The organism is Pseudomonas sp. NY15364 (assembly GCF_048068235.1).
GTDB lineage: Bacteria > Pseudomonadota > Gammaproteobacteria > Pseudomonadales > Pseudomonadaceae > Aquipseudomonas > Aquipseudomonas mendocina_D.
In genome coordinates this window covers 1-25,482 of the sequence record NZ_JBLUPX010000019.1, presented here as the reverse complement: position 1 = coordinate 25,482, position 25,482 = coordinate 1, and the positions used below count along the sequence as shown (strand labels likewise).

The 25,482-nt window shown below is 58.0% G+C and carries 27 protein-coding genes, 4 tRNA genes and 1 pseudogene; 20 read left to right on the top strand and 12 right to left on the bottom strand.

The window, feature by feature from the left end; genetic code table 11:
- Positions 1 to 56: 56 nt before the first annotated feature.
- Positions 57 to 143 (bottom strand) — tRNA-Leu (locus tag ACNFCJ_RS16075).
- Between the two features lie 366 nt (positions 144 to 509).
- Positions 510 to 583 (bottom strand) — tRNA-Cys (locus ACNFCJ_RS16070).
- A 702-nt stretch (positions 584 to 1,285) separates the two neighbouring features.
- On the opposite strand from ACNFCJ_RS16070, the gene ACNFCJ_RS16065 reads away from it, so the two are divergent.
- The 17 genes from ACNFCJ_RS16065 to ACNFCJ_RS15985 all read left to right on the top strand — a co-directional run bounded on the left by ACNFCJ_RS16065 (position 1,286) and on the right by ACNFCJ_RS15985 (position 15,238).
- Positions 1,286 to 1,756 (top strand): hypothetical protein, encoded by a 471-nt coding sequence (locus tag ACNFCJ_RS16065; protein ID WP_094267742.1) that lies wholly within the window; start codon positions 1,286 to 1,288, stop codon positions 1,754 to 1,756.
- 85 nt (positions 1,757 to 1,841) lie between these two features.
- The gene (locus tag ACNFCJ_RS16060) at positions 1,842 to 2,597 is read left to right on the top strand and encodes a hypothetical protein (protein WP_094267741.1); all 756 of its coding nucleotides are present in this window, start codon (positions 1,842 to 1,844) and stop codon (positions 2,595 to 2,597) included.
- A 67-nt stretch (positions 2,598 to 2,664) separates the two neighbouring features.
- Entirely contained in the window at positions 2,665 to 3,366 is a 702-nt protein-coding gene (locus ACNFCJ_RS16055; RefSeq protein ID WP_094267740.1) for an ABC transporter ATP-binding protein, read from the top strand.
- A 70-nt stretch (positions 3,367 to 3,436) separates the two neighbouring features.
- Positions 3,437 to 4,600, top strand: a complete 1,164-nt coding sequence (locus tag ACNFCJ_RS16050) for an ABC transporter permease (protein ID WP_336470054.1) — start codon at positions 3,437 to 3,439, stop codon at positions 4,598 to 4,600.
- Positions 4,593 to 6,077, top strand: coding sequence for a TolC family protein (locus ACNFCJ_RS16045; protein WP_094267738.1), 1,485 nt, complete (start codon positions 4,593 to 4,595; stop codon positions 6,075 to 6,077). Before ACNFCJ_RS16050 ends, ACNFCJ_RS16045 begins: the two co-directional genes overlap by 8 nt.
- A complete protein-coding gene (locus ACNFCJ_RS16040) occupies positions 6,070 to 7,347 on the top strand; it encodes an efflux RND transporter periplasmic adaptor subunit (protein ID WP_094267737.1) in 1,278 nt (425 codons plus the stop codon). The genes ACNFCJ_RS16045 and ACNFCJ_RS16040 overlap by 8 nt, the downstream gene beginning before the upstream one ends.
- Before the next feature lie 162 nt (positions 7,348 to 7,509).
- Positions 7,510 to 7,926: a hypothetical protein gene (locus ACNFCJ_RS16035; RefSeq protein WP_102053791.1), complete on the top strand. Its 417-nt coding sequence runs from the start codon at positions 7,510 to 7,512 to the stop codon at positions 7,924 to 7,926.
- A 92-nt stretch (positions 7,927 to 8,018) separates the two neighbouring features.
- On the top strand, positions 8,019 to 8,744 hold the full coding sequence (locus tag ACNFCJ_RS16030; RefSeq protein WP_102053792.1) for a hypothetical protein: 726 nt from the start codon (positions 8,019 to 8,021) through the stop codon (positions 8,742 to 8,744).
- Positions 8,745 to 8,751: 7 nt separating this feature from the next.
- The gene (locus ACNFCJ_RS16025; RefSeq protein WP_079890275.1) at positions 8,752 to 9,219 is read left to right on the top strand and encodes a hypothetical protein; all 468 of its coding nucleotides are present in this window, start codon (positions 8,752 to 8,754) and stop codon (positions 9,217 to 9,219) included.
- 52 nt (positions 9,220 to 9,271) lie between these two features.
- Positions 9,272 to 9,487: a hypothetical protein gene (locus ACNFCJ_RS16020; RefSeq protein WP_075123232.1), complete on the top strand. Its 216-nt coding sequence runs from the start codon at positions 9,272 to 9,274 to the stop codon at positions 9,485 to 9,487.
- Between the two features lie 180 nt (positions 9,488 to 9,667).
- Positions 9,668 to 10,093: a hypothetical protein gene (locus tag ACNFCJ_RS16015; protein ID WP_075123233.1), complete on the top strand. Its 426-nt coding sequence runs from the start codon at positions 9,668 to 9,670 to the stop codon at positions 10,091 to 10,093.
- A 69-nt stretch (positions 10,094 to 10,162) separates the two neighbouring features.
- Positions 10,163 to 10,981 carry a hypothetical protein gene (locus ACNFCJ_RS16010; RefSeq protein WP_197731400.1) on the top strand — a complete coding sequence of 273 codons (819 nt, stop codon included), beginning with the start codon at positions 10,163 to 10,165 and terminating at the stop codon, positions 10,979 to 10,981.
- 3 nt (positions 10,982 to 10,984) lie between these two features.
- A complete protein-coding gene (locus ACNFCJ_RS16005; RefSeq protein ID WP_176978485.1) occupies positions 10,985 to 11,578 on the top strand; it encodes a hypothetical protein in 594 nt (197 codons plus the stop codon).
- A complete protein-coding gene (locus ACNFCJ_RS16000; RefSeq protein ID WP_197731401.1) occupies positions 11,541 to 11,804 on the top strand; it encodes a hypothetical protein in 264 nt (87 codons plus the stop codon). Before ACNFCJ_RS16005 ends, ACNFCJ_RS16000 begins: the two co-directional genes overlap by 38 nt.
- Positions 11,805 to 11,896: 92 nt before the next feature.
- Positions 11,897 to 12,178 (top strand): HigA family addiction module antitoxin, encoded by a 282-nt coding sequence (locus ACNFCJ_RS15995; protein WP_094267963.1) that lies wholly within the window; start codon positions 11,897 to 11,899, stop codon positions 12,176 to 12,178.
- Positions 12,179 to 12,421: 243 nt separating this feature from the next.
- The gene (locus ACNFCJ_RS15990) at positions 12,422 to 13,564 is read left to right on the top strand and encodes an STY4528 family pathogenicity island replication protein (RefSeq protein ID WP_094267735.1); all 1,143 of its coding nucleotides are present in this window, start codon (positions 12,422 to 12,424) and stop codon (positions 13,562 to 13,564) included.
- A gap of 810 nt (positions 13,565 to 14,374) precedes the next feature.
- Positions 14,375 to 15,238 carry a phage integrase N-terminal domain-containing protein gene (locus tag ACNFCJ_RS15985; RefSeq protein ID WP_094267734.1) on the top strand — a complete coding sequence of 288 codons (864 nt, stop codon included), beginning with the start codon at positions 14,375 to 14,377 and terminating at the stop codon, positions 15,236 to 15,238.
- A gap of 7 nt (positions 15,239 to 15,245) precedes the next feature.
- Here ACNFCJ_RS15985 and ACNFCJ_RS15980 read toward each other — a convergent pair whose 3' ends face one another.
- Entirely contained in the window at positions 15,246 to 16,043 is a 798-nt protein-coding gene (locus ACNFCJ_RS15980) for a hypothetical protein (protein WP_102053793.1), read from the bottom strand.
- 313 nt (positions 16,044 to 16,356) lie between these two features.
- On the opposite strand from ACNFCJ_RS15980, the gene ACNFCJ_RS15975 reads away from it, so the two are divergent.
- Both ACNFCJ_RS15975 and ACNFCJ_RS15970 read left to right on the top strand, forming a co-directional pair.
- Positions 16,357 to 16,707, top strand: a complete 351-nt coding sequence (locus ACNFCJ_RS15975; protein ID WP_094267732.1) for a hypothetical protein — start codon at positions 16,357 to 16,359, stop codon at positions 16,705 to 16,707.
- Positions 16,708 to 16,722: 15 nt separating this feature from the next.
- The gene (locus tag ACNFCJ_RS15970; RefSeq protein WP_102053794.1) at positions 16,723 to 18,243 is read left to right on the top strand and encodes a conjugal transfer protein TraG N-terminal domain-containing protein; all 1,521 of its coding nucleotides are present in this window, start codon (positions 16,723 to 16,725) and stop codon (positions 18,241 to 18,243) included.
- A 7-nt stretch (positions 18,244 to 18,250) separates the two neighbouring features.
- On the opposite strand, the gene ACNFCJ_RS15965 is transcribed toward ACNFCJ_RS15970, so the two are convergent.
- The 9 genes and pseudogenes from ACNFCJ_RS15965 to ACNFCJ_RS15925 form a co-directional block, all read right to left on the bottom strand.
- Positions 18,251 to 18,640: a DUF3742 family protein gene (locus ACNFCJ_RS15965; RefSeq protein ID WP_094267730.1), complete on the bottom strand. Its 390-nt coding sequence runs from the start codon at positions 18,638 to 18,640 to the stop codon at positions 18,251 to 18,253.
- Between the two features lie 216 nt (positions 18,641 to 18,856).
- Complete coding sequence (locus tag ACNFCJ_RS15960; RefSeq protein ID WP_075117074.1) at positions 18,857 to 19,111, bottom strand: Txe/YoeB family addiction module toxin; 255 nt, start codon at positions 19,109 to 19,111, stop codon at positions 18,857 to 18,859.
- Positions 19,108 to 19,359, bottom strand: coding sequence for a YoeB-YefM toxin-antitoxin system antitoxin YefM (gene yefM / locus ACNFCJ_RS15955; protein ID WP_075117073.1), 252 nt, complete (start codon positions 19,357 to 19,359; stop codon positions 19,108 to 19,110). The genes ACNFCJ_RS15960 and yefM overlap by 4 nt, the downstream gene beginning before the upstream one ends.
- Positions 19,360 to 19,591: 232 nt before the next feature.
- Positions 19,592 to 20,824 (bottom strand): annotated as a pseudogene (locus tag ACNFCJ_RS15950) (tyrosine-type recombinase/integrase); the annotation flags it as partial.
- A 225-nt stretch (positions 20,825 to 21,049) separates the two neighbouring features.
- Positions 21,050 to 21,125: transfer RNA gene (locus tag ACNFCJ_RS15945), tRNA-Gly, on the bottom strand.
- A gap of 67 nt (positions 21,126 to 21,192) precedes the next feature.
- Complete coding sequence (gene pgsA, locus ACNFCJ_RS15940) at positions 21,193 to 21,753, bottom strand: CDP-diacylglycerol--glycerol-3-phosphate 3-phosphatidyltransferase (RefSeq protein ID WP_177429606.1); 561 nt, start codon at positions 21,751 to 21,753, stop codon at positions 21,193 to 21,195.
- Between the two features lie 33 nt (positions 21,754 to 21,786).
- Positions 21,787 to 23,610 (bottom strand): excinuclease ABC subunit UvrC, encoded by a 1,824-nt coding sequence (gene uvrC, locus ACNFCJ_RS15935; protein WP_416772377.1) that lies wholly within the window; start codon positions 23,608 to 23,610, stop codon positions 21,787 to 21,789.
- Between the two features lie 2 nt (positions 23,611 to 23,612).
- Positions 23,613 to 24,257, bottom strand: a complete 645-nt coding sequence (gene uvrY, locus ACNFCJ_RS15930; protein ID WP_099523985.1) for a UvrY/SirA/GacA family response regulator transcription factor — start codon at positions 24,255 to 24,257, stop codon at positions 23,613 to 23,615.
- Between the two features lie 163 nt (positions 24,258 to 24,420).
- Positions 24,421 to 24,508, bottom strand: a tRNA-Ser gene (locus ACNFCJ_RS15925).
- Positions 24,509 to 24,672: 164 nt separating this feature from the next.
- Between ACNFCJ_RS15925 and ACNFCJ_RS15920 the strand changes: the two genes are divergently transcribed.
- A complete protein-coding gene (locus tag ACNFCJ_RS15920; RefSeq protein ID WP_106732229.1) occupies positions 24,673 to 25,341 on the top strand; it encodes a Bax inhibitor-1/YccA family protein in 669 nt (222 codons plus the stop codon).
- Positions 25,342 to 25,482: the final 141 nt, after the last annotated feature.

Sequence of the window (25,482 nt, the reverse complement as noted above, 5' to 3'; positions counted from 1 at the left end):
AGAGGCCGGTTTTCCTGGGTTTCAGAGTCATATGGGAACATCTGAAATCATGTCATTGGTGCCCGAAGCCGGACTCGAACCGGCACGCCATTACTGGCGAGAGATTTTAAGTCTCCTGCGTCTACCGATTTCGCCATTCGGGCGGTAGCGCTGTGCGAAGGACCGGACTATATACAGCCCTCCCTGTCCTCGCAAGGTATGCCAAAGCACATCAGGGATAATGAAAAAGGCCTCGTAAATCATGGATCTACGAGGCCTTTTAAATTGGAGGCTGAGGTCGGAATCGAACCGGCGTTCACGGATTTGCAATCGAACGAGTCACAGGCGCTCTACTCGACCTAAAAATCCGACCTACCAATCAAAAATCCACCCCAATCTCCACCCAATCTCCACCTTTTAGGCAAAACCGGTGATAAATCGCTTCGTAGACCGACATCCTACCGCAAGCGGTTCTACATGCAAAACAAAAAAGCCCCAAGTAAATCAATCACTTGGGGCTTTTTTATGTATGGAGGCTGAGGTCGGAATCGAACCGGCGTTCACGGATTTGCAATCCGGTGCATAACCACTCTGCAACTCAGCCATGAAGCAAACGAGCCGCCTTGGCGACTCGTGTAAAACTGGAGCGGGAAACGGGTTTCCCCGTCGATCCCTATCCTATTGATTCAACAGAGGTTTTTGGTACACCGCTCTGCTTGACGGACTGGATTATGTACTACCCTTGCTGTCTTGGCAAGCGCTTTCTCACGACACCGCTTCAAGTGCTTGTTTTTTGGTCATATCGTCTCTTCATCTTACCCGATCATTGCCTGCATGCCCCTGGGCAGCAGCAACCATGCGGTGACTGATGCCGAACAAGAAGCACCGCCCCAGCCTGCATCTACCACTCCGCGTCCCTGCTCCAGCCAAGAAGAGCTTGTAGGTGCTGCCTCAGGTCATGGTGCCAGGCGAAGCAACCTTCATAGTGGCAATGTTGCCTGGTTTGTCCCGCCATGGACGTTCTTTCACTGACAAGGACACTGCAATTCAGCAGAAGCCCGAGCAGCACAAAAATAACGCAATCCAACCCTAAAGAATTCTCATTTGTAGCCGTTAACCCGTAGGGAACTTATACAAAAATTTTATCAGCCTGCATTGAATAAGAATCCACGAGAAGACGTTTCAACGCAGGCAAGATAAAGCAGAATTGCCGCATGGAATCGCACAACGAAGTGCTGCAATACCGGACGGGCGAACACAAACCCTGCACGGATACATTGTTCAATACCACTGAAGGAGATCGTATATGAAGATCAAACAAACCATGCTGTCGGCTGCTCTTGCCGCTGCGACGATGTGTGCCGCTGGCGCTGCATTTGCTGGCCCGCCAGTGACCGTAACATTCAAAAACCTCAGCACTCAAGAGGCCACCTACAAGGTCGTCACCAATAATGAGGTGAGTACCAACACCAATGCAAGCCCTAAGCCAAAAACGACAGTGCAGCCTCAAGGTGCTGACACATACGTTGTGCAAAATATCATCAGCCCCGATGCCAACGCAGCAACCGTGCGCTATACCATAGGCAGTAAGACCTGCGTCTTCGGTACAACCTTCGTAAATCAAATCTCGGGCGGCGCTCTGCTACCTGGCGGCCCAACTAAAATTCCGAAATGGAACAAAACTGCAACCGCTAGCGGTGGGGCAGTCTGCACCGCCACCATCAAATCGCAGAATTTGTCAAACTACTCGTGGACGGTTGAATTCACGATGAAGTAACTGACAACGGGCGACCCGGCATATGTAACTGGTCGCCCCTCTTTCTGAAAGCGCAATGCAGATTACAATTCCTACGGGACGCTATATGAATAGCATTAATCAACTTGGCACAACCACGCCTCAACAAACTCAAGTAAGCGAACGCAGTTTTGTTAATAAAACTGGGGAAACAACATACTCTCAGACCTCTGAGATAATCAACACTCCCAACAGTGCAACAATGCAGGTTTCATCGCTATCACGCCTGCTTAATGATGCCGCCGTTCGAGCCGAAACACGAGACGCCATCACCAATCGTGACGGACTTGCAGCTATTGCCCAATCGACCGCTCATGAGCTTTATGGTGAAAGCTATACACGCAACAAAGCTATTCATGATGCAGAAGTCCCGAACTCCGACGACTCACAACGACTTGCACAAGCAAAACAGGCAACTGCCTTTACCAACGGCCAAGGCAGCAATCCATTCAAAGGTATGTCACGCGACCAACTTGCACTAATCGCTTACGACGACAGCGGCGCCTTCACTGTCAACGAGCGCCGTGCGGCTTTATCAGAAGCGGATGATCAGGAATATCAGTGGCGCGTAAAGGTTGTTGCCAAAATGATGGATGACTACAACCGTACAGGCAAAATATCTGCAGAGACCCACCAGGAAGTTCTTGACCACTATAAATCTCTACCCGCCATTGAAGAGTCCCAACTTCCCAAAGGCTATGACATGCAGTTGCAGGGCTGGATACAGGAGGCTAAAAGCACAGAGTCATCACAACATAAAGATGAACTTGAATCCTTGCTGGAACAACTAACAAAACGACTAACAAATAACCAGAAATCATAAGCCCAGAAACATCATCGTCTGCTGCGACAGCACAGGCAAGGGGACGGCAAAATCATCTGGAGAGAGGATGCAGAGAGTTCACGACACCGATTTGATTCGCCTGGAAAATATTACGCATGCTTATGCTACGGGCGCGTCCAGTCAGGCGGTTTTGTATGATGTGTCGTTTTCTGTCCCCACAGGCCAAAGTTGCGCCATCGTTGGTGCGTCTGGCTCAGGGAAAAGCACGCTGCTCAACCTCATCGGGCTGCTGGATGAACCGACTTCGGGGCGTGTTCTGCTCGCGGGCGAAGACATGACCAACGCCGATGCCGAATCACGCGCCATCGCGCGTAATCGGATCATTGGCTTCGTATTCCAGAGTTTCAACCTGCTGCCACGGCTCGATGCGCTCGACAATGTGGCACTCCCGCTGCTCTATCGCGGCATCCCCCAGCCGCAAGCCCGCCAGGCTGCCCTGACGCAACTGGAGCGCGTCGGCCTGAGCAACCGCAGCCACCATCGACCCGCCGATATGTCGGGCGGCCAGCGCCAGCGTGTCGCGATAGCCCGCGCCCTTGTCGGCGAACCCTCGCTGCTGCTGGCTGACGAACCCACCGGCAACCTCGACAGCCAGACGGCGCAGGACATCATCGGGCTGCTGCTGTCTTTGAACCGCGAACGCGGCACGACCCTGGTTGTGGTGACGCACGATACCGGGATTGCCGATCGCATGGCTCGTTGCATTCAAGTCCGCGATGGCCGGATCGAGGAAGCGGGACATGCCTAGACGTGCTGCCATCACACTGACCTCATCGCATGGCTACGGCCCCTCATGGCTGCACCTGGTGCGCGAACCCGTGGAGAATCTGCGCCAGCTCGGTCGCCGTGCCGTTCTGGCGCTGCTGGGGATCGCCGTGGGCTGCATGGCCGTCGTTGCCCTGCTGAACATCGGGCACAACGCCGAACGTGAAGCCATGAACGTCTTCAAGGGGATGGGCAGCGATCTGCTTGTGGCAAACGTGCAGATCCCCGGCAGCGGCCGCAGCGAGGCGTTACCGAACGTCGCCACACTGGATACCGCCGCGTTGCGCCAGGCCATCCCCGACATTACAGCGGCAGCTCCTCTCATCCTGACCAGTAGTGACGCCCGGCTTAAAGGCCATGCTCTGAGTACAACAATACTGGGCAGCAATGCCGACCTGCCCGGCGTGCTGGATCTCCAACTGGCGCAGGGGCGTTTCCTGAGCCAGTTCGATACGCACAGTACCCATGCGGTGCTGGGTGCGAATGTCGCAGCGGCGTGGGAAAACGCAGGCATCCATGCCCAGCCCGGCGACCGCATTCAGATCGGCGGTTATCTGTTTCAGGTGATCGGCATCCTGCAACCCGCAGGCCAGAACCCATTGCTTCCCGCCCCGCCGGACGACGCCATTTTGCTGCCACTGGAAGGCATGCGACGCATCATCCCCAGTCCGCAGATCACCAGCGTACTGGCCCGCAACCCCAACGGCGCAACGCTGGTGCAAACCTCCCCCGCCCTGCAGCAATGGGTGGAAGGCAGGATGCCCGGCTATGAGGTCAACGTGCAAATTCCCCGACTGTTGCTTGAGGGCATGGCGAAACAGTCACGCCTGTTTTCCTGGCTGCTGGCAGGACTGGGCAGTATCGCCCTGCTGGTCGGCGGCATCGGCGTCATGAATGTCATGGTGATGAACGTCGCCGAGCGCCGCCGTGAGATAGGCGTGCGTATGGCGCTCGGCGCTCGCCCCAGGGACATTGCCAGGCTCTTCCTGCTGGAAGCGGTTGTACTGGCCGCCACCGGGGCACTGGCTGGCGCGGCTGTTGGCCTGATCATGGCCTGGGCCTTCGTTCACTACTCGGGCTGGTCTGACTTCTCATTCTCGGCGGCGGCATTGCCGCTCGGTATTGGCAGCGCCATCGCAACCGGCCTGTTTTTCGGGCTGTCGCCTGCGATGGCGGCTGCGCGCCTCACCCCGGTACAGGCGTTGCGTGATGCGTAAAGTGTCTATCCTCATCGCACTCATGCTGATGGCCCCTGTCGTTGCGCAGGCGAGGACAGATGGGGCGCTGCGCCCATCCCAGGCGACCCGCCAGGGTCAGCCATCATCGACGACGGCCAGCATTTCACTCAATGCCGAGACCATCGAGTTGACCCTGAGCGACGCGATCTATCTGGGGCTGCGCGACAACCGCGCCATCCGCAGCGCCTATCTCGATCGCATTGCCCAGAAATTCGACCTGCGCGTGGCGGAAGACCGCTTCACACCCAAACTGGTGCTCAGCGGCGGCTATCTTTCCAGCCGGAATCAGGATGACCGTTACCGGGAAAGCACCGTAACCCCCACAACCACATTGCTGACGCCCTATGGCACCCGCGTAAGCCTGGGCTGGACGTACCGCCATACGCAGGCCGACCAGGCCGGGCTGTCACGCAATGACGGGGCCAACATTTCTCTGATCCAGCCGTTGTTACGCGGCGCAGGCAAGGATATTGCGACAGCACCGGTGCGCCTGGCGCGGCTATCCGAGCAGGCCAACCGGCTCAACCTGAAATCCACTGTCTCGCAGACCATCACGCAAGTGATTGCGTCCTACCGCACCCTGCTGCAGGCACAGGAGCAGTTGAAGATTTCCAGGGAATCGTTGCAACGCGCCCGTCAGTTGCTTGAAGTCAACCGCGCCATGATCGCTGCCGGACGCATGGCCGAGTTTGAAATCGTGCAGACAGAGGCCGAAGTCGCCTCACAGGAACTGGCCTATGAAGAGGCCCGCAATCAGACGGATACCGCACGGCTTGCCCTGTTGCAGCTACTCGCCCTGAATCTGAATACGCCGATAGTCGCCACCGAGGCACTGCAGGCGCGGCGCGTGGACGTCAATGCCGCTGAGGCGCTCCGGCAAGCCGAAGCCTTGCAACCCGCCTGGCTCTCTCAACTCATCTACAGCGAACAGGCCACCATCAATCTTGCCGTAGCGCGTAATGACCGCCTGTGGGACGTTTCTCTGGTGGGCGGCGCCAGCCAGATACGCGACCGCAATACCCTGAGCGGTTCCGCACGAACCTGGGAAAACTATGTCGGCATCCAGGTCGAAATCCCCATTGGCGACCTCAGCACGCGCCAGGCCGAGGTACAGGCCCAGGTCAACGTGCGCAATCAGGAAATCCAGCTGGCCGAAGCCCGCCAGCAACTGGAGCGCGACGTGGCGAATGCGGTGCGCGATATTGGCACCCGCTGGCGACAGTACGAAATCGCCCAGCGTGCGCTCGACCTTTCACGCCGCAAGCTGGAAATTGAACGGGAAAAGCTCACCGTGGGCCGCTCCAGCAACTTTCAGGTGCTGAGTTTCGAGAACGACCTGCGCAATGCCGAGAACGCCCGCCTGAACGCATTGATCAGCTACCTGAACGCGCAGGCCGAACTCGATCAGACGCTGGGCACCACACTGGAAAGCTGGGACATATCGCTGAATGATTAAAAATCGCTTGATAGACCCACTGATCGCACACGTCCGCCGCCACCCCATGCGTTCGGCGTTACTCGTGTTGCTGACAGCCGCGACTTCCGCCGCCTTCTGGCAATCCGACAACGCCAGCATCCCCCAGCAACCACAAGCGCAATGGGTGCAGGTACAGCCCCAGTTGGTGGAACAGCAGCTGGGCCTGGTGGGCCGCATCCAGGCTGCCCGGCAGGAAACCCTGTCCGCGCCGTTTGAAGGCGTCATTCGGGACGTGCTGGTGCAGGAAGGTCAAACCGTTGAGGCGGGCCAGACACTGCTGCGGCTTGACCCGGCGCAAATCGAAATCCAGTTGCGGCAGGCACAGGCCGAACTGCTCAAGGCACAACGGGAAGCCCATCAACTGCGCAACTGGGACGGCAGCCCCGAAGTGTCACGCGCCCGACGCGCCGTGCAGACCGCTCGTTCAACGTTGGAAGCCACGCAGGCCAACCTGCGAGACACGCGGGCGTTGTTCGAGCGTGGGATCGTGGCCCGCATGGAAGTTGATACGCTGGCGCAGCAGGTACGCACCCAGCAGCAAGACCTGCTTGCCGCCCGGGACGAACTGCGTACCGCCGAGTCTCGCGGCCAGGGCGAAGAACGCAAGATTGCCGAGATGGAGCTGACCAACGCACAAGCCCGCTATCAGGCCGTGACGGCGCAAAGCGAACGGCGCGTGCTTAGAGCGCCATTTCCTGGCGTGGTGGCGCGTCCATCGGTGCCCGAGGGCGGAAAAGCGCTTATCGCGCAGGCTGGCGTACAGGTCACGCAAGGCACGCCACTGCTGACCGTAATCGGGCTGGATCGCATCCAGGTACTCACCCGCGTAGAGGAAACCGACCTGCATCAGCTACGCGAGGGCATGCCCGTGCAAATCACGGGCGATGGCTTCGCCGGGATAACGCTGACAGGCCGTATTGCCGCCATCGCGGTACAGGGCAACGCGGCGGATGCCCCCGGCGCAGCCGCCCACTACGACATTGTGATTGCCGTCGATACGCCGCAGACCGAAGCCGCGCAGGTCAGGCTGGGTATGAGCGCCCGGCTGGCGGTCAGCCTCTACCGCAACGAGCAGGGCATCGTGGTGCCGCCACAGGCATTGACGACGGACAGTGACGGTTCAACTTATGTCATGTTCCGCGCCACCGCAGATACAGCGCCATCGAAGATTCCGGTTGTACCAGGACGGGCAATCACTGAGGGCATTGAAGTACAAGGGTTGCAGGCAGGGTATGTTCTGGTGCCCTGAACGTGGGCGACGGCAAAAAATCACGCAAAAATTGCAGAAAAAACAGTCAAGAAAAGCTAAAGAATTCTCATTTCCTGCCGTTATAGAAGTTACCCTTCACCAGCTTTCCGTGCCGAACGAGGGCGAAGGGGATTCAGCTATTTCATCCACAAGGAGTATCGTATGAAAAAACTGTTCTTCTCGCTATTCGCGGCATTGTTGCTGAGTACCAGCAACATGGCGGCTGCTGCATGCGCTTATATGAACATCACCAGCAGCGGGGCAAGCCTTTCTGCAGGTGATTCTCAGAACGTGTATGAGTTCAGCATCTCGTGCATTGGCTCGGTGACGTTCAAGTTTGAAGACCTTTCCGGCAACAACCCGACGAGCAGGATCGCCCATATCATTGAGCGACGTTCTGGTTCGTCGTGGTCTCTCGTGTCTTCGACCACCAGTAATGGAGCAAGAACTGTTAATCGGAGCTTCGTACCCAGTGCTACCGGCCAATACCGTTATCGCATCGAGAACGTAGGTACATCTCAAGTACGTAACTGGCGTATGGAAGGTCGTATGCCACTGTTCACAATCCCTGGCACTTGATTGATTTAATAAAGCTGAACTGGGGAGCCATCGTCTGCTCCCCAGTTCTATCAAAATCGCGTCATGGCAACTCAAAGGGAGAATCATAGACCATGCCATCAATTAACCCGTTATCAAATGCACTGGGCAATTTATCACTCAACGCGAACCGTTCACTGCTTGATCCCAAACAGTATGAGGGATTTACCGTAAAAGTAGGGAAAGAAACCAGCCAAAACGGGGTATTGGGTGGCGTTCTAAGTCAGGATGATTATGATAAATTTAAAGAGATAGTAAAAGATATCAATGTTAAAGATGCCAGCCGCAATGATATGCTCACTCTTTACAGAGGGCTTATCGACGCAAAACTTCTGACTTACGAACAAGTCAATTTCGGATATATATCTGGCTCAGTAGAATTTGGCCCTGATGGCAAGGGGATAAATCAAGACGCAAAATACAATCAATGGGATTTTCAGCAAAAACAACTTCCCACATATGCCGGAAGTGAATTTAACGGGAGTCGTGGTGGCGCAATCAATTCCATGAAGCTCATCGCTGCTGTTGCAAATGCTTCACCAGTTACCGGGGCTACTGTAGCGAAAGAAACCTATTCTCCGCAAGATCGCAACTATTCAAGCGGTAATTCATCAAGCTACCAAGTCAATTTCTCTGAGCTGGCACAGCGCCTATCTCGTGGTGAAAGCATTGAAGAACTGAATGTTCCTAAAGATGTGGACATTGCTGAACTGATCAAGCAACTTGAACAAATGGCCCAAGCGCAACGTTCGGCAAAAGCCGTAGAGCCACAGGACTCAAGGGCAGTCTCACAAGGGTGACGGACGCATGAGCATCATCACATCGTCAACCGGCATCATGTCCGTACAGCCTGCGCAGACCATCACAACGGGCAGTGCGCAGTCTCCCCTTGGAAATACTCAGCCAGATGACGCAGGCTCTGTAAAAATTTCAATGGCTGGCCTTATGATGGCTGGGCAAGCCAACAAGAAAACATCAGGGAAATACGACGACATTGAAAATAGCGGCCTCCCCGATGAAGTGCAGCGCATTCTGAAAATGATCCGCGACCTTAAAGAAAAGCTCAAGGCTGAACAGGAAAAACTCCAACAGATCATGAACGATGCCAGCCTTAGCGACGAAACGCGACAGGTGAAAGTTGCGCAGAGCCAGGCAATGATCAATGCGCTATCTGGAGCGTTGGCAGATGCAAATCAAATGCTGGCAAAAGTTACCAAAGACCTTAACTTAAGCAAAGAAGATTTAGTGAAGGTGGCAGCGCTTGCAATGAAGTAATGATGCCCATTTCGATACGCCGAAGACCGAAGCCGCGCAGGTCAGGCTGGATATGAGCGTCCGGCTGGCGGTCATCCTCTACCGCAACGAGCAGGGCATCGTGGTTCCGCCCCAGGTTTTGGCGACGGACAATAACGGTTCAACTTATGTCATGTTCCGCGCCACAGCAGGCGCAACGCCAGCGAATGTTCCTGCCGTGCCTGGACAGGCGATCACCCAGGGCGTTGAGGTGCAAGGGTTGCAGGCAGGGTATGTTCTGGCGCCATGAGCACGACGAAAACTTACGCAAAAAAATGCAGAAAAAACAGCCAGGAAAGCTAAAGAATTCTCATTTACCGCCGTTAATTTAGATGTTCTTCCGCTGCCGGGGAGACCTGGCAGGTCAGGTACTTGCCTGAATGCTGAGGGACAAGCGCTGTAGAGATTATCAACCTTAAAAGGACATTTTATGAAACTCGCTAAACTGTTCGGAGCAGCCGCTCTCTTCGCGTCGATGGTCGCAACCGCCCACGCGGCCAATACTACTGTCACCGTTAAGGTGAAAAACTCCACCACCACCGAAGCAGCATACACTTACGAGTACTTCTCAGGTAGCGTCTCGCCGACGCCAGGCTCGATCCTGCCGTCCAATACAACAACTTTCTACCTGACCAGCGTTGCAGATACGGTTTCTGGCATGCGCTTCGTCTACGCTTCCGGCAACAAGAAATGCCGTTTTGCGGCATCGCACCAGGTCAACCCAAGCACCAAAGTACCGAGCTGGACCAAGACCGGCACCAGCATTGGCACCACTCGCGCCACCTGTAATGCCAACATCACTGCGGCCCAAGCTGGGCTTCCGTACAACTATACAGTCGAATTTGAAATCAAGTAATTCGGCATTTCTCTAGGCTCTCTGGCCGGGGATAGCTATGCTGTTATCTCCGGCTTTTGGAGTATTGCTATGAATATCACGATCAAATCCTATCAGGCGAGCATTCCCGCACAAGTGCCTGCCCAGGAAATACCGCGTTCGGACAACACTACAAAGTCCATCGCTGAAAACACCAACTCGAGCACTGCCGCAACCGTCTCAATATCCAGCTCCGCACAAGCCCGCTATATCCAGAGCAGCGCAACCGAGCGCCAAGCTGCCATGTCGCAAGGTGAATTAAAGCAGCTACACTCAAGTACATGGTCTGATATATACAATTTCAGCCAACTTCTCGGCAGCAAAAATTACAATAAAGATGATTTGCTACCACAAACAGATGATCCCGCACGATTGGAACTGGGAAAAAAATCTCTGGAATACGCCATTTCCCTTCATCAATCCCCCCCGGGGAATGCTTCTAACCCTTTTGCTGGAATGGCCCGAAATGATCTGAGTGCCGTGGTCTATGATGACTCCGGAACATACACCATGGCCGAGCGATATGCTGCCTCAGCAGAACTCCGCATGCAGGACGAGGCATATTTCTCCAGCCTGTCAGCCAAACTAACAAATGGTGGCGATAATCGTGATTTTTTCAAAAGCATTCTGGACTACTTCGATGATCTGCCTCCGGTAGAAAAGGCAGCCTACCCGGATGGTTACAGGGACAGCATCGACAGTCTGTATCAAGAACAGCTGGATCAATGGGGACCGCTCGCCCTAATCAAACAAGCAACCGAGGAAGACACCGAGAAACTCTCTGAAAGCATCTTCAAAGAAGGTCAGTCATCGCAGGAAATGCTGCAAGCCGTCCTGGAGAAAGCGATTGGGCTTTCTAAGGCACAATAAACCATGAACATCTCGATCAAATCTTATCAGACGAGCATTCCCGCAAAAGCGCCTGCTCAGGAAGGCTTGCGATCGGAGAACACTACAAAGTCCACTACTGAAAACACCAACTCAAGCACTGCCGCAACCGTTTCAATATCCAGTTCCGCTCAGGCACGCTATATTCAAAGCAGTGCTATCGAGCGACAGACATCCATGTCACAAAGCGAGTTGAAGAGCCTATATGCAAAAGGACAGAAGGATATTTATAATTTCGGACACCTTATTGCAGGCGGGAGCTATAACAAAGACGACTTACTTCCAAAAACAGACGATCCCGCTCGATTGACTTTAGGCCAGAAGTCTCTGGATTGGGCCATCGGGCTATCCCAATCCCCGCCCAAGCATCTTTCCAATCCGTTCGCAGGCATGGCTCGAAATGATTTGAGCGCCATTGTCTATGATGATTCGGGAACTTACACAGAAGCAGAACGATATGCCGCTTATGGGGAACTTAGCAAGCAGGATGAAGCATATTTCTCCAGCCTGTCAGCCAAACTAACAAATGGTGGCGATAACCGTGATTTTTTTCAAAAGCATTCTGGACTACTTCGATGATCTGCCTCCGGTAGAAAAGGCGGCCTACCCGGATGGTCACAGGGACAGCATCGATAGCCTGTACCAAGAACAACTAGACCAATGGGGACCGCTCGCCCTAATCAAACAAGCAACCGAGGAAGACACCGAGAAACTCTCTGAAAGCATCTTCAAAGAAGGTCAGTCATCGCAGGAAATGCTGCAAGCCGTCCTGGAGAAAGCGATTGGACTTTCTAAGGCACAATGATAACCGGATAAGCAAAACAGGCTTTTATCGTCCAACCGAGCAACGTGCGCATCCATAACGCTTGTCCCTCTGCTTGGAAGCCGGAGAACGTTATCCCCATGCACAATCCACCTCACCCAGGCGAAGCACTACGCCTTGACGTACTTCCAGCGCTGGGCATCAACGCCGATGCCCTGGCTACCCACCTGGGATTCAGCCCCCGCCATCTGCGTGCCGTACTGAATGGCCGCTTGCCTGTCCGTGCCGAACTCGCGCACCGACTGGAACTGGCTGGACTGGGCAGCGCTCGCCAGTATCTTGCCGAGCAACAAGCCTGGTCGTTGTGGCAAGCCAGGCAACGGCCTCACCCTCCCATTATCCGACTGTACCCCTGACTTTTGTTATTGGCCTGAATGTGTGAGTCAAGCGGTTGTAACCGCGTGAATGCTGCTTTGCCTGTTCATGCCCGAGTGCATCGGAAAGGCCCCGCCGTCGCGCACCGAACGTCAGCGGCCACAGTCTGACGGCGGTATGAAATAGGGTTGTGCCGCAGAACCTATTGTTGCCTGACATGAAAACAGAACTCCAGTGAGATGCAGGGCATCGGGCGAACCCGCCTGCCATTCTGGAGAACTGACATGACGCACCCTCACAGCAACGCCTCTGCAGGCGAGACCTTACTTGGCACTCCTACCGCCCTGATGCTCGACACCCGCCTGACGCCCCTTGAACGCAATGGCTGGCAGGTGCTTCGGATGCTGCGTGCCGCTGACGGCCTCAGTCCGCTGGCGAATCTTGGACAACTGCGCCGCTACCTCACCTCGATCCCGCTGGGCCAGCGTGCTGGCTACGAGACCGCCTGGCGCGTACTGGTGGTGCTGCGCTTGACCGGCTGGATCAGCCTGATCGGCCAACACCGCGACCCACTGACCGGCCATGTATTGAGTGAGCTGTACCAGGTACACGACCACCCTCTCAGGTTTGCCCAGGCCTGCGAACTTGATGCCAGCCTGCCGGATTTGCTACACGAATCAGAACGCCACGAAAACAATCAGGTATCACGGGTAGCCAGCCACATCCAGGCCACGATGACGGATGAAAAGCCCGGCCCTGTCGCTGACGACGATCATAACGATCCGCCGCCACCGGCATCGACGGCGACCGGGCAGCCTCAACCTGCGGATACCGACGCCCCGGAAGAACCAGCCAACGCATCCGCCAATCCAATGGCCGTTCTGCCACAGAACCATCGCGCCCGGCAGACCATTCAGGATTCTGCGCCTACGTATAGTTTGTATAAGTATAAAAAAAGTACGTACTGCGCGGGCGAAAACGAAAAATCCAGTTCCGTGCAGTTGCCACCCTGCCTGATCGGCGTCAAGCCCAGGCAGCAACAGGATATTCAGGCGGCGCTGCGTCAGTTGCCTGAGCAACAGCGTCAGGATGTCCTCGATGAATTGCAGGCCCGCAGTCAGAGCGGCGTGGTACGCAATGCCATCGCCTATTTCTTCGGGTTGATCAAGCGGGTACTGGCCGGAGAATTCCGTTTTTGGGCGGGTCGCAGGCTGCGTCAGCCTGCCAGCCCTCCCGCCCCGGCAAAGCCCGCCGTGGTCGCCACTCAGCCGACTGCACCACCGTCCCCCGCGTTCAAGCCCGCAGCCCCGGAAGTCGTCAGGGCACACCTCGCCAACATTCGCAGCATGCTGGGCAAGCCCACGGATGCCAGTGAGCTTGCCGCCCGGCTCATGCAGGACAAAGGGTGGCAGCCTGATCCAGCATGAGCAGGCGCAAACCCTGGCGCTGCCTGACCAGGCAGGGCGGCCTGATGGCCTGACGGGTCGGGCAGCCGACAAGGCCGCAGGCCGCGTCAGTGGCACAGCCATCGGGAACAGGCCCCGCGCCGCGACTAACCGAGCAAGACGGCGGTCACATGAACGCTCATTGCCTGCGCCAGATCGGGCAACGTACGGCTGCCGGGTCGTCACTGCACACCGCAGTGACGACACGGCGAACTGCAGCAACAATACGGGCTGGCGCAGCATCGCATTGTCTCTGTCGCACATGATGATGGCCGGGCGATACTGTCCCGGCAGTGACCTACCGGCAGGTACAACGCCGGACATGCTGGCGCAGTTTCCATGCGCCGTCATTGCGCGGGCCGTACCCATCCGGCCACCCCAAAGGCACCGGCTTCTGCAAGTGCCTGTCCGCAAGGATGAAGCCACCCCAGGTGCGCCAGGCTCGTTCGCGCGCCGCCCTGCAACAGGGTGAGCCACCGTTCTCATCAAGCCATCCGGCGTCGTCCCATCCGCCGCAGCGTCCTGCTGCCTGTTTGTCCCATGCCCGCTGTCGTCATCAGCCGGGAGCTGTCCCTTATCCCATCCACAGGAGGTTTATCCATGCACTACGCACCATGACTGGCTGCCCGGTCTTCCCACAGGAAGCAAGGCGGACGCCTCATACCGAGGCAACGGGTGTGCTGAGCACCCAGACCCTTCGCCCTTCGGGGATCTCGCCATAGCGAGTTGGCAATAACACTAACCGATCAAGTTCTCAGCATGACGCTACACCCAGGACACAGGAGGCAGGCGGTGGATGATTTGACCTGGACGCTGAAACAGCTGTGCCGACGCAACCGTGACGGCAGCTTCGCCACACAGGCCGACCGGCAGCGCTCCCTGACGCTGATGGCCCGCCAGTTGCGTGACGCGGGGTTCAACCAGATGCAGGCTCGCTCGCTCAAGGGCAAGCACGTCGATGCGCTGCTCAACCAGTGGCAGGCACAGGGGCTGTCGACCGGCACCCTGAAAAACCGCCTGAGCCATCTGCGCTGGTGGGCCGAGAAGATCGGCAAAGGGGGGCTTCTGCCTGCCGACAACCGCCAGCTCGGCATTCCTGAGCGCCAGTACAGCACCAACCAGAGTAAGGCACAGACCCTGGACGAGCGCCTGGAGGCCATCCGCGATGCGCATGTGCAGATGAGCCTGCGCCTACAGGCCGCCTTCGGGCTGCGCCGCCAGGAGTGCATCAAGTTCCAGCCGGCCTGGGCAGACCGGGGCGACCACATAGCGCTAAAAGGATCATGGACGAAGGGCGGTAAACCACGCAGTGTGCCCATCACCACGCCGCAGCAACGGACGGTGCTCGATGCGGCCCGGACGCTGGCGGGCGCCGGTTCGCTGATCCCGGCGCACAAGTCCTATATCCAGCAGCAGCACGTGTATGACGGCCAGTGCAAGGCGGCAGGACTGAGCAATATGCACGGCCTACGTCATCAGTATGCCCAGGCAAGATATGAGGCACTGACCGGCTGGCAGGCGCCGGCTGCGGGCGGGCCGACGGCGCGCGACCTGACCCCGGCCCAGCGCCAGGTCGATGCGCAGGCTCGCCAGATTATCAGCCATGAACTCGGCCATGAACGGCCCCAGATCGTCACGCTGTATGTGGGGCGCTAGTCGCCGGCTAGCCTCGTCGCATCCACAGTTCATACGCCTGGCCCGAGAGCATGAAGTAGGCCGCACCGAGCAGCATGATCAGCAGCACGACACCGCTGATACGAGCGGAAAACCGGGTGTACCGGGCCAGGGCAAACCAGAGCGAGGACAGCGTGCCGCTGGCCCGCTGGTTCATCAGGGCGAGGTAATGTAGCGATCGGAGTGCCGCAGCAAGCGTTGCGCCGATCCCCATCACGACCCCGAAGAGCTGAGACAGTATCCAGATCCGGTGCTCGTCCTCCAGTACATCAAAATAGTAATCAATGATCCCGTAGCGGAAAGCCGCCTCACGGGCGCCGGCAATAATGCCTGCTTGCGCCAGTTCGGTCAGGTAGATGGAGGCGCCCACGGCAACCAGGGGCGTGAAGATGTACCAGCCCCATTCCGCGCTGTTGTATTGCCCCCGGATGGCAGAGGCCAAACCAGCTGCCAGGATAAACGCCGTGCAGGAAAACACCCCACTCAGCCAATAGTGCAGGATGTCACTGGCGTAACGGCTATATCCCCAGATGACAACGGCCACGACCAGAAATAGTGCGCCAAGGTAAGCCCACACGTCGTCCGAAGAAGAGGATGTTCCCCGGCCTTGATTCACCACGACCGTTTGCCTGAAGGTGATAACGGTCTGCTGCACTGTGACAGGTGCCGCAGGCGAAGGGGTGTTGTTGAATCCGCCAAATAGCAGCCCCAATATGGCGCCCACAAGTGGGGAAATAACGGCACTTTGTACAAGTGGGTTATTGACCCAGGTAACAAACGCGTCCAATCAATGCTCCTTTACATGTTATACCGACCCGAAAGAAAAGCCGCCTGAAGAGCAACGCTGCCATTAAATGACAACTCACTCCGAAGACGGCTTGCTTATCGGGCCTGCTGCAATTCTCTGTATTTTTATACAGATTAAATCGCAAAGCGAGCATTACACCTTGAACTGCGCCACCATGCCATTGAGTTTCACCGCAAGGCATGACAGATCCTGGGCGGCAATGCGGTGAGGGTGAATGCCGCATTGTTTGTCGAAGAACACGGCGGTTTGTCATGAACTGCCCGGAGCGTTCCTTTGCTCCGGAGAAACTGTCATGCCCTCGCCGTTCTCACCCACCAAGCCTGATCGGCCATTGCGTCGCTTGCTCATCATCATGGCGCTGCTGGTCGCCAGCCTGTTCGTCCTGGCCTTCGTGGTCGCCTTTGCCGGCATCCATTTACTGGGCGGTATCGAGAACTGGCAACAGTGGCTCGACGATCACGCCGGGCACTTCTTTGTCTGGCGCCTGTGCCTGTACGCCGCCGTCCTTGCCGTCTGGCCCTGGGTACGTCGGCGCCGCCTGGCGCGCGATCCGCAATCACACCGGCAATTGCGCCGGGTCGAGGTGCTGGGCGTGCTCGCCATCGTCCTGTCCGAAGCCAGCAACTGGCTGCGACTGCACTAAGGCTGGTGACGAGCCATGACATTGCTGACAACCGATTATCTGGAGTATTACCTGACGCTCGTCGCCTGGATCGTGCACAACGGCATCTGGGCCATCGTGGTGACCAGCGGAGTGATCGCGCTGCCGTTCCTGGCCATCATCCTCGGCGAGTGGCTGAACGTGCGAACCGAGGGTGCCGACGAGGGCAACAAGGGCATCCTGTCGTCTCAACGCATCGAGAACCGTATCTGGGTCGCCATCGTCGTGGTGATGTTCGCCTGCGTGCCGACCATCGACGTAGATCTGGCGACTATCAAGTTCGATACCAGTCGTTCGGCCCAGTGCCAGGTGAACGTGCCGCTGCCCACCGATACCGGCTGGAGCCAGTCCTTCACGACCCTCAACAACCAGAGCGCGAAGGTTCCGGTGTGGTGGGTATTCATGCACGCATTGTCGCGGGCGGTGACCGGCGCCTCAGTGGCCGCAATTCCCTGTGGTACTGACCTGCGGCAAATGCGCATGGAGATCAACGCCACCCGCATCGCCGACCCGGTTCTCGCGCAGGAAGTGGCCGACTTCACCCACGACTGCTACGGCCCGGCACGCGCCAAACTGTTCATGAGCCGCCCCGATCTCGACGACAACCAGATGCACGACGTGACCTGGATTGGCTCGCGCTTCTTCACCGACACTGCAGGCTATTACGACACCTATCGCGCCCAGACCCCACGCGACGGCTGGACCTACGACAGTGACCGGGACGCTGGCCTGGCCCAGGTGCCAAGCGGTGCCGGCTACCCCACCTGCAGCCAGTGGTGGAACGATGCCGGCAACGGCCTGCGAGCCCGCCTGCTGCAGCAGGTTGAGCCCGGCCTGCTCAGCCGGATTGCGGGCTGGGCCGGTTTTCTGAGCCGCACCGAAGTAGATGACTCGGTGGTGCGTGCCATTGCCGCCCCGGGTCGACAGAAAATGAATCTGGGCAACGTCTACGCCGATTACGGCGGACAAATTGAGAAGACGCTGCCGAACATCGTCACCCGCGCCGCCGGCGATGTGGGGATGGCGGTGGGCAGCCTGGCCTATTTCCCGGCGATGGACGTGGTGCGCCAGGCGTTGCCGATGGTGATGTCGCTGCTCAAGATGGCGCTGATCATCAGCACGCCACTGCTGTTCACCCTGGCCACCTACGATATCCGCGCCTTCGTCACGATCAGTTGCGTCTACTTCGCGCTGTACTTCGTCGATTTCTGGTTCGAGCTGGCCCGCTGGGTCGACTCGACCATCCTCGATGCCCTGTATGGCTGGGGCATGGGATTCAACCGGCCGCACATGAACTTCAACATCATGATGGGGCTGGATAACACCTTCGGCGACATGCTGCTGAATTTCGTCATGGGCACCATGTTCATTGTGCTGCCGACGTTTTGGGTTGCCGCATTGGGCTGGGTGGGCGTACGCGCAGGTGGAGCCTTGAAAGGACTGAATGACGGAACCAGCGGTGCCGGGCAGGCCGGCGCGAAGGGGGCCTCAGCAATGTCTGGCGGTACGCTGAAATAGCCCGCATCTAGTCCTTGTCGTATCGGGGATCGTAGTAGCTGGGATCTGGCGGGTCGTTGTAGAGATTCGGGTCGTAGCCCGGATTCTTCATGTGCTCGTCAGGGTCTGGAATTACCCAGTCCTGATCATGATCGGCACCAGTGCTACGGCCTGCATGCGCCAACAACGCAGCGCCCAGGAACACCAGGGCCACCCAGAACGCAAGGTACAGCAGCACCAGCACGGCGACGATCCTGAATGCCCAGGGCAGGATACGAGCAAGCGTCCGCGGCACGCCATGCCCGGTCAGCCAGGCCACAAAACGGGCCTCCTGGCGCAGGAACGCCCGGTAGCCGCTCCCCAGCCACTGGCCCAGTTTCCAGGCAGTGCGCGGCCTCTGTGTGTCGTGCTGCGGCATGATGGATACCTCGCTGGCTCAGCAACCTTGCCCTGGGCCTTTGCTGCCTCTGCCTTCAAAGGGAAACGGCAAAGGGCCTCAAGGGGTTGCGACAAGGGAAGAGGCTCAAGGGTCAAAGGCCCTATCCGAAAAGGCCAAAAGGCACAAAAGCCTTCCTCCCGCATGGAGCCGGCACAACCGGTGCAGCTCCTTCACCGGGCCGGCTGTCTCCGGCCATCAATAGTGATAACGGCAGGCGGCAATCAGCAGCGCCTCGTCCGTCACCGAATACACAAACCGGTGCTCGGCGGTGATCCGCCTCGACCAGAAGCCCGCCAGGTTGTGGCGAAGCGGCTCCGGCTTGCCCTTGCCCTCGAAAGGGGTGCGGCGGGTCTCCTTGATCAGCTCGTTGAGCTTCTTGACCATACGCTTATCCGCCTCTTGCCAGTACAGATAATCGTCCCAGGCTTGCTCAGACCAGATCAGCTTCACTCGGCGATATCCCGCTCGACACCCTGGCCACGCTTGAGGCTGTCAATCGAATCCATCAGGCGGCGCGCGTTGGCCGGCGAGCGCAGCAGGTAAGCCGTTTCCTCCAGCGCGTTGTACTCCTCCAGCGACATCAGCACGCACGCCTCGCCGTTCTGGCGGGTAATGAGGGTAGGCACGCGATCCTCGACGGTCTGCACCATGGTGGCCGACAGGTTCTGCCGGGCTTCGGTATAGCTGATAGTGCGCATGGCAACCTCTCTTTCATATGTACAGCTCATTGTACATCAAGCGAAATCCGATTACCAGATTTCCATGCCACTGGCAAGCCACCCCGAAGCCCCTGCATCAGCCCACGATATGACGCTGCAGCACGCCGTCCACCGGCTGCGGCAAACGCCCCTGCGCCAGCAGACGCAGATAGCTTTCGATCCCCGCCATGCTGTGCGGCGCCGCCTGCGGGAGCACAGGCTGAGCGATCGGCTCGCCACGCTCGCAGGCATCGAGCCGGTCGGCCCAGTCCTGCATCATCATCCGGCGCTGCTCCACATAGTCCGCATGGTTGTAGGCCGCGCGGATCTTGTTGGGGTCGGCATGTGACAACTGCACCTCGATCCATTCCTTCGGGTAGCCCAGTTCATTGAGCGCCGTGGAGATCGTCGCACGGATACCATGCCCGGTCAGCAGGTCGGCATAACCCATGCGATGCAGTGCGCCATTGAGCGTGTTTTCACTGATGCGTTCCTTGAGGCGGCTGCGATGCGACAGCAGGTAGTGCTGCGCGGGGCGACGGGCGTGCTCGTCGAGCAGCACACGCACGATGTCGATGGCCTGCTGGGGCAGCGGCACGATGTAGGGCGGAATGGTTTTGCCTTCTCGGCGCAGCTTGACCTGTAACTGCTTGACGATAACGGGCGGGATGATCCACAGCCCACGCTCCAGGTCGAACTGCTCGGGCACCGCCTGGCGCAGCTCCCCAGTACGCACGCCGGTCAGCAGCAACAGGCGCAGGCCCATCCTGGTGACTTCCTGGCCGCCATAATTGCGCAAGGTCTGCAGGAAGGCCGGCAGCTCGTCCATGCGCAGAAACGGGTTGTGCGATACGGGCGGTTTGGGTGCGGCCACGATATCGAGGTCGCTGGCCGGGTTGTAGCGCAGACCCTTTTCGACCATCGCATAGCGGAACAACTGATTGAACCAGATGCGCACCTTCTCGGCGGTAGTGAACGCCTTGCGCCGCTCAATGCGACGCAGTACATCCAGCAGGTGCGGATTGTCGATATCGAAGATGGACAGCTTGCCCAGCCAGGGCAGCACGTCCTTGGCAAAAATGCGGTCGATCTGCGACAAGGTGCTCTGGCGGCCGGTTTTCAGGCTCAGCGCCTTGAAGTCGCGCCAGGCCTTGAAGACAGATGCAAAGGTGTTCAGGGGGGCGGCCAGCTCCGCCGCTTTGACCTGCAGACGGTGAACACGCGGATCAACGCCACGGGCAACCTGCGCTCGCAGGTCGTCGCGCTGCTCGCGCGCCTCCTTGAGGGACATTTCCGGGTAACTGCCAACGGCAACGCGCTGTTGCTTGCCCAGCCAAGTGAAGCGGAAGTGCCACTTCTTGGCCCCTCGGGCGGTGACGAACAGCACCAGGCCGTCCGTATCGTTGAGGGTGTAGTCTTTGCCGGTGGTCTTGGCCTGCCGGACGACGGCATCGGTTAACGCCATGGGTACGCCTCCTTCTCGGGTTGAGGAGAGGTGTACCGTGCTCAGGGGCAGTGACTCAGCAAACAATCCGCACCAGCAACCGCCCGGATTTCATGTACTGTTTCGTGTACTGATCGGGCGTGGTTGACAGTGGAATTGAGTAGCTTTCGCTAGACATTCCCCAGGGCTGAAACCCTGTTGAATCAAGAACCTATAGACTTTGGTGGACGTCTATAGATGAAGAATTGGAGCGGGAAACGAGACTCGAACTCGCGACCCCGACCTTGGCAAGGTCGTGCTCTACCAACTGAGCTATTCCCGCTTGTCTTGTCGACGGGCGCCATTCTATAGAATCGAATCGCGCCGTCAACCCTTTGATTCAAAAATACTTATTTCTTATCAGAGGTGGTGCTGAGGTGCGGCCAGGCGGCCAACAGGTACTGCAGCATCGACCACAATGTCAGCACGGCTGCGACCACCAGAAGGATGTATCCGAGCACAACCCAGAAGGTGAAGACCGGCGGATTGCCCAACAGAATGACCAACGCGAGCATCTGCGCTGCGGTTTTCCATTTAGCGAGATTGGATACCGCAACGTGTGCACGCGCACCGAGTTCGGCCATCCACTCACGCAGTGCAGACACGACGATCTCGCGGCCGATGATGGTTGCCGCGGCCAGGGTCAGCCAGAGATTGGCGTGCTCGGCAACCAGCAGCACCAATGCCACCGCCACCATCAATTTGTCCGCTACCGGATCGAGAAAAGCACCGAAGGGCGTGCCCTGCTCCCAGCGACGGGCCAGATAACCATCAAGCCAGTCGGTCACGGCAGCAATCGCGAAGACGCCGCTGGCAGCCCAATAGCTCCAGGAGAACGGTAGATAGAACAACAGGATGAAGACCGGGATCAGCGCGACCCGGAGCACGGTAAGCAAGTTGGGGATGTTCATCGGCACAACTAGGCTGCGAGGTGAGCGGGCATTCTACTCGCTGTGCAGAGTGTCATAAATCAACTCGGCGAGCTTTTTACTGATTCCGGGCGCTTTGGCGATTTCTTCGGCGCTGGCGCGGGACAATTCCTGCAGCCCGCCAAAGTGATTGAGCAGCTCGCGCCGCCGCTTGGGGCCAATCCCTGCTACTTCCTCCAGCGTCGAGGTACGCCGTGTTTTGCCACGGCGCGCACGGTGTCCGGTGATTGCGAAACGGTGCGACTCGTCACGGATCTGCTGGATCAGGTGCAGCGCCGGCGAATTGCCAGGCAAGGTGAACTCATGCTCGGCATCGTTCAGGTAGAGCACTTCCAGACCTGGTTTGCGCGTCGTGCCCTTGGCCACGCCAAGCAGGATCAGATCCGGTACGGCCAGTTCCTGTAGCACCTCGCGCGCCATGGCCAGCTGCCCCTTGCCACCGTCCACCAGCAGCACATCGGGCAACTTGCCTTCGCCATCCTTGATCTTGCTGAAGCGCCGGGTCAGCGCCTGGTGCATCGCGGCGTAGTCGTCGCCTGCAGTGACGCCCTCGATATTGAAACGGCGATAGTCAGATTTCAGCGGGCCTTCGGGGCCGAATACCACGCAGGAGGCGACCGTCGCCTCACCACTGGAATGGCTGATATCGAAGCATTCCATGCGCTGCGGAGGTTCGTCCATTTCCAGCACGGTAGCCAGCGCCTCGAAGCGTTCGGCCAAATGCTGCCGGTTGGCCAGGCGGGCGGCCAGCGCCTGCTCGGCATTGGTCACAGCCAGTTGCTGCCAGCGGGCCCGCGTGCCGCGCACGCGCAAACTGATGCTGAGGCTGCGACCGCGCAGAGACTCGATGGCTTCGATCAGCGTGGCGAAATCCTCGTGCTGCACGTTGACGATCAGCTCGCTGGGCAGGTCGCGCTCGGCATTGCCCAGGTAATACTGGGCGAGGAAGGCCATCAGCACGTCGCCGCCCTCCTCTTCGATCGCCACCTGCGGGAAGAAATTCTTGCTGCCCAGAACTCGACCGCCACGCACGCTGATCAGGTGCACACAGGCGCCACCGGGGGTGAGCATCACTGCGACCACGTCGACGTCGCCAGTACCGCCTTCCATGCTTTGCTGGTCCTGCACGCGGCGCAGCATGGAAATCTGGTCACGCAGTTCGGCGGCTCGCTCGAACTCCAGGGCCATCGAAGCCTTTTCCATGCTGACAGAGAGCTCTTCGCTCAGCGCATTGCTACGGCCATCGAGAAACATCACCGAGTGGCGCACATCCTCGGCGTATTCCTCCGGGCTGACCAAGCCGACACAGGGGCCTTTGCAACGCTTGATCTGGTACTGCAGACAGGGGCGCGTGCGGTTTCTGTAGTAACTGTCCTCGCACTGTCGAACCAGGAAGGTCTTCTGCAGCAGGCTCAGGCTCTCGCGAATGGCCAATGCGCTGGGATAAGGGCCGAAATAGCGTCCCTTGGCCTTCTTCGCGCCCCGGTGAATGCCAAGGCGCGGAAAGTCGCCGTCGGAAAGAAATACGTAGGGATAGGATTTATCGTCGCGCAGCAGAATGTTGTACGGCGGCCGCCATTCCTTGATCAGGGTCTGCTCCAGCAGCAGTGCCTCGGTCTCATTGGCGGTGATGGTGGTTTCAATCTGCGCGATCCGCGCCACCAGAGCGGCGGTCTTGGGCGCCTGGCCGGTCTTGCGGAAATAACTGGAGAGACGCTTCTTGAGGTTCTTCGCCTTGCCGACGTAAAGCAGGCGGGCCTCGCTATCGAACATGCGATAGACGCCGGGGCGCCCACTGCAGGTCGCCAGGAAGGCACTCGAATCGAACGGAACGGACATTATCAGCTGACGGCGTCGACCATGCCGTGGCGAACCGCGAGCAGAGCCAGCTCGACATCGCTGGTAATGGAGAGCTTTTCGAAGATGCGGTAACGGTAGGTGTTGACCGTCTTCGGCGACAGGCACAGCTTGTCCGAGATGTTCTGCACCTTGTGGCAGTTGGCGATCATCAGGGCGATCTGGATCTCGCGCTCGGACAGCAGATCGAATGGCGAGCCACTGTTTTGCGGCTGGAAGGACTTCAGCGCCAGTTGCTGGGCGATTTGCGGATCGATATAGCGCTGGCCGGCGAATACCAAGCGAATGGCCTGCACCATCTCATCCAGCGCGGCACCCTTGGTCAGGTATCCGGCAGCGCCGGCCTGCAGCAAACGTGTCGGGAACGGATCTTCCTCGCACACGGTAACGGCGACCACCTTGATATCAGGGTGACTGCGCATCAGCTTGCGAGTGGCTTCCAGGCCGCCGATGCCAGGCATCTTGACGTCCATCAGGACAACATCGGGCTTGAGTTCGCGAACCTTTAGCAGGGCTTCTTCGCCAGTGCAGGCTTGCCCTACCACTTGCAGTCCGTCGATATCGGCCAGCATACGGGTGATGCCCGTGCGAACCAGATCGTGATCGTCGACAACCAGGACCCTAATCAATCGCCACCTCGTTGCACCTTGTCAGCCACCGCGCAACGACGGTGAGATTGAACTTGCAGGTCACCTTAACAAAAAGCCAGGGCCTGACCTAGCTTGGCGCACGAGAGTCAAAAAGCAAGCGCCAAATTAGGATCAGCAATTGCGTCGTAGCAATCTGGAGATTTGGCGGAAGCGGTGAGATTCGAACTCACGGATAGTTGCCCATCGACGGTTTTCAAGACCGTTGCCTTAAACCGCTCGGCCACGCTTCCGGATACTGAGTGCAGAGGCCAAGACTTTCACCTCCGCAGTAGTGCGGGCGGCAATCTTACCGGAACGCAACACACTGTCAAACTCTAAGTCTTGGCAGGCAACCCTGCTCTGTTATGATCCAGAGCATTCGTATTTGAAAGCCTCGTACTACAGGAGCGTCGCCATGCAAGAGCGAGATTACGCACTCAACCATTCTCAGGTTGAGCAACAGGAAGTCAGCAGCGTTCTGCGCAACACCTATGGTCTACTGGCTATCACTCTGGCCTTCAGCGGCCTGGTTGCCTTCATCTCGCAGCGCGCCAACGTTCCTTATCCGAACATTTTCGTCGTGCTGATTGGCTTCTACGGCCTGTTCTTCCTCACCGCCAAGCTGCGCAACTCTTCGTGGGGCCTGCTTTCCACCCTCGCGCTGACCGGCTTCATGGGTTACACCCTGGGACCTATCCTGAACCGCTACCTCGGTACGGCGAACGGCGCTGAAATCATCAGCTCTGCTTTTACCATGACTGCGCTGGTGTTCTTCGGTCTGTCTGCCTACGTGCTGACCACTCGCAAGGACATGAGCTTCCTCAGCGGCTTCATCACCGCCGGTTTCTTCGTTCTGCTGGGCGCCATTGTTGCCAGCTTCTTCTTCCAGATCAGCGGCCTGCAACTGGCAATCAGCGCTGGCTTCGTGCTGTTCTCCTCGGTGTGCATCCTGTTCCAGACCAGCGCCATCATCCATGGCGGTGAGCGTAACTACATCATGGCCACCATCAGCCTGTACGTCTCGATCTACAACCTGTTCATCAGCCTGCTGCAGATCTTCGGCATCATGGGCGGCGACGACTGATAGCGTTGCGTCTCCCCGGAAGCCCGCTTCGCAGACTGTGTGAAAACGTTCTGAACTGAACCGGTTCAATACAAACGCCTCGATTGATTCGGGGCGTTTGTGTTTTTACTGGTGCAATGATGCAAAGTGCAGCGCTCAGGT

What these genes read in the sequence shown, in the direction of transcription:
- ACNFCJ_RS16065 (WP_094267742.1), top strand. Translation starts at nt 1,286, where the DNA reads ATGAAGATCAAACAAACCATGCTGTCGGCTGCTCTTGCCGCTGCGACG.
- ACNFCJ_RS16045 (WP_094267738.1), top strand. Translation starts at nt 4,593, where the DNA reads ATGCGTAAAGTGTCTATCCTCATCGCACTCATGCTGATGGCCCCTGTC.
- uvrC (WP_416772377.1), bottom strand. Translation starts at nt 23,610, where the DNA reads ATGTCCGTTCCGTTCGATTCGAGTGCCTTCCTGGCGACCTGCAGTGGG.
- ACNFCJ_RS16035 (WP_102053791.1), top strand. Translation starts at nt 7,510, where the DNA reads ATGAAAAAACTGTTCTTCTCGCTATTCGCGGCATTGTTGCTGAGTACC.
- ACNFCJ_RS16040 (WP_094267737.1), top strand. Translation starts at nt 6,070, where the DNA reads ATGATTAAAAATCGCTTGATAGACCCACTGATCGCACACGTCCGCCGC.
- ACNFCJ_RS15990 (WP_094267735.1), top strand. Translation starts at nt 12,422, where the DNA reads ATGACGCACCCTCACAGCAACGCCTCTGCAGGCGAGACCTTACTTGGC.
- ACNFCJ_RS16010 (WP_197731400.1), top strand. Translation starts at nt 10,163, where the DNA reads ATGAATATCACGATCAAATCCTATCAGGCGAGCATTCCCGCACAAGTG.
- ACNFCJ_RS16060 (WP_094267741.1), top strand. Translation starts at nt 1,842, where the DNA reads ATGAATAGCATTAATCAACTTGGCACAACCACGCCTCAACAAACTCAA.
- ACNFCJ_RS16030 (WP_102053792.1), top strand. Translation starts at nt 8,019, where the DNA reads ATGCCATCAATTAACCCGTTATCAAATGCACTGGGCAATTTATCACTC.
- pgsA (WP_177429606.1), bottom strand. Translation starts at nt 21,753, where the DNA reads ATGAACATCCCCAACTTGCTTACCGTGCTCCGGGTCGCGCTGATCCCG.
- ACNFCJ_RS15965 (WP_094267730.1), bottom strand. Translation starts at nt 18,640, where the DNA reads ATGCCGCAGCACGACACACAGAGGCCGCGCACTGCCTGGAAACTGGGC.
- ACNFCJ_RS15970 (WP_102053794.1), top strand. Translation starts at nt 16,723, where the DNA reads ATGACATTGCTGACAACCGATTATCTGGAGTATTACCTGACGCTCGTC.
- ACNFCJ_RS16025 (WP_079890275.1), top strand. Translation starts at nt 8,752, where the DNA reads ATGAGCATCATCACATCGTCAACCGGCATCATGTCCGTACAGCCTGCG.
- ACNFCJ_RS15975 (WP_094267732.1), top strand. Translation starts at nt 16,357, where the DNA reads ATGCCCTCGCCGTTCTCACCCACCAAGCCTGATCGGCCATTGCGTCGC.
- ACNFCJ_RS16015 (WP_075123233.1), top strand. Translation starts at nt 9,668, where the DNA reads ATGAAACTCGCTAAACTGTTCGGAGCAGCCGCTCTCTTCGCGTCGATG.
- ACNFCJ_RS16005 (WP_176978485.1), top strand. Translation starts at nt 10,985, where the DNA reads ATGAACATCTCGATCAAATCTTATCAGACGAGCATTCCCGCAAAAGCG.
- yefM (WP_075117073.1), bottom strand. Translation starts at nt 19,359, where the DNA reads ATGCGCACTATCAGCTATACCGAAGCCCGGCAGAACCTGTCGGCCACC.
- ACNFCJ_RS16020 (WP_075123232.1), top strand. Translation starts at nt 9,272, where the DNA reads ATGAGCGTCCGGCTGGCGGTCATCCTCTACCGCAACGAGCAGGGCATC.
- ACNFCJ_RS15920 (WP_106732229.1), top strand. Translation starts at nt 24,673, where the DNA reads ATGCAAGAGCGAGATTACGCACTCAACCATTCTCAGGTTGAGCAACAG.
- ACNFCJ_RS16055 (WP_094267740.1), top strand. Translation starts at nt 2,665, where the DNA reads ATGCAGAGAGTTCACGACACCGATTTGATTCGCCTGGAAAATATTACG.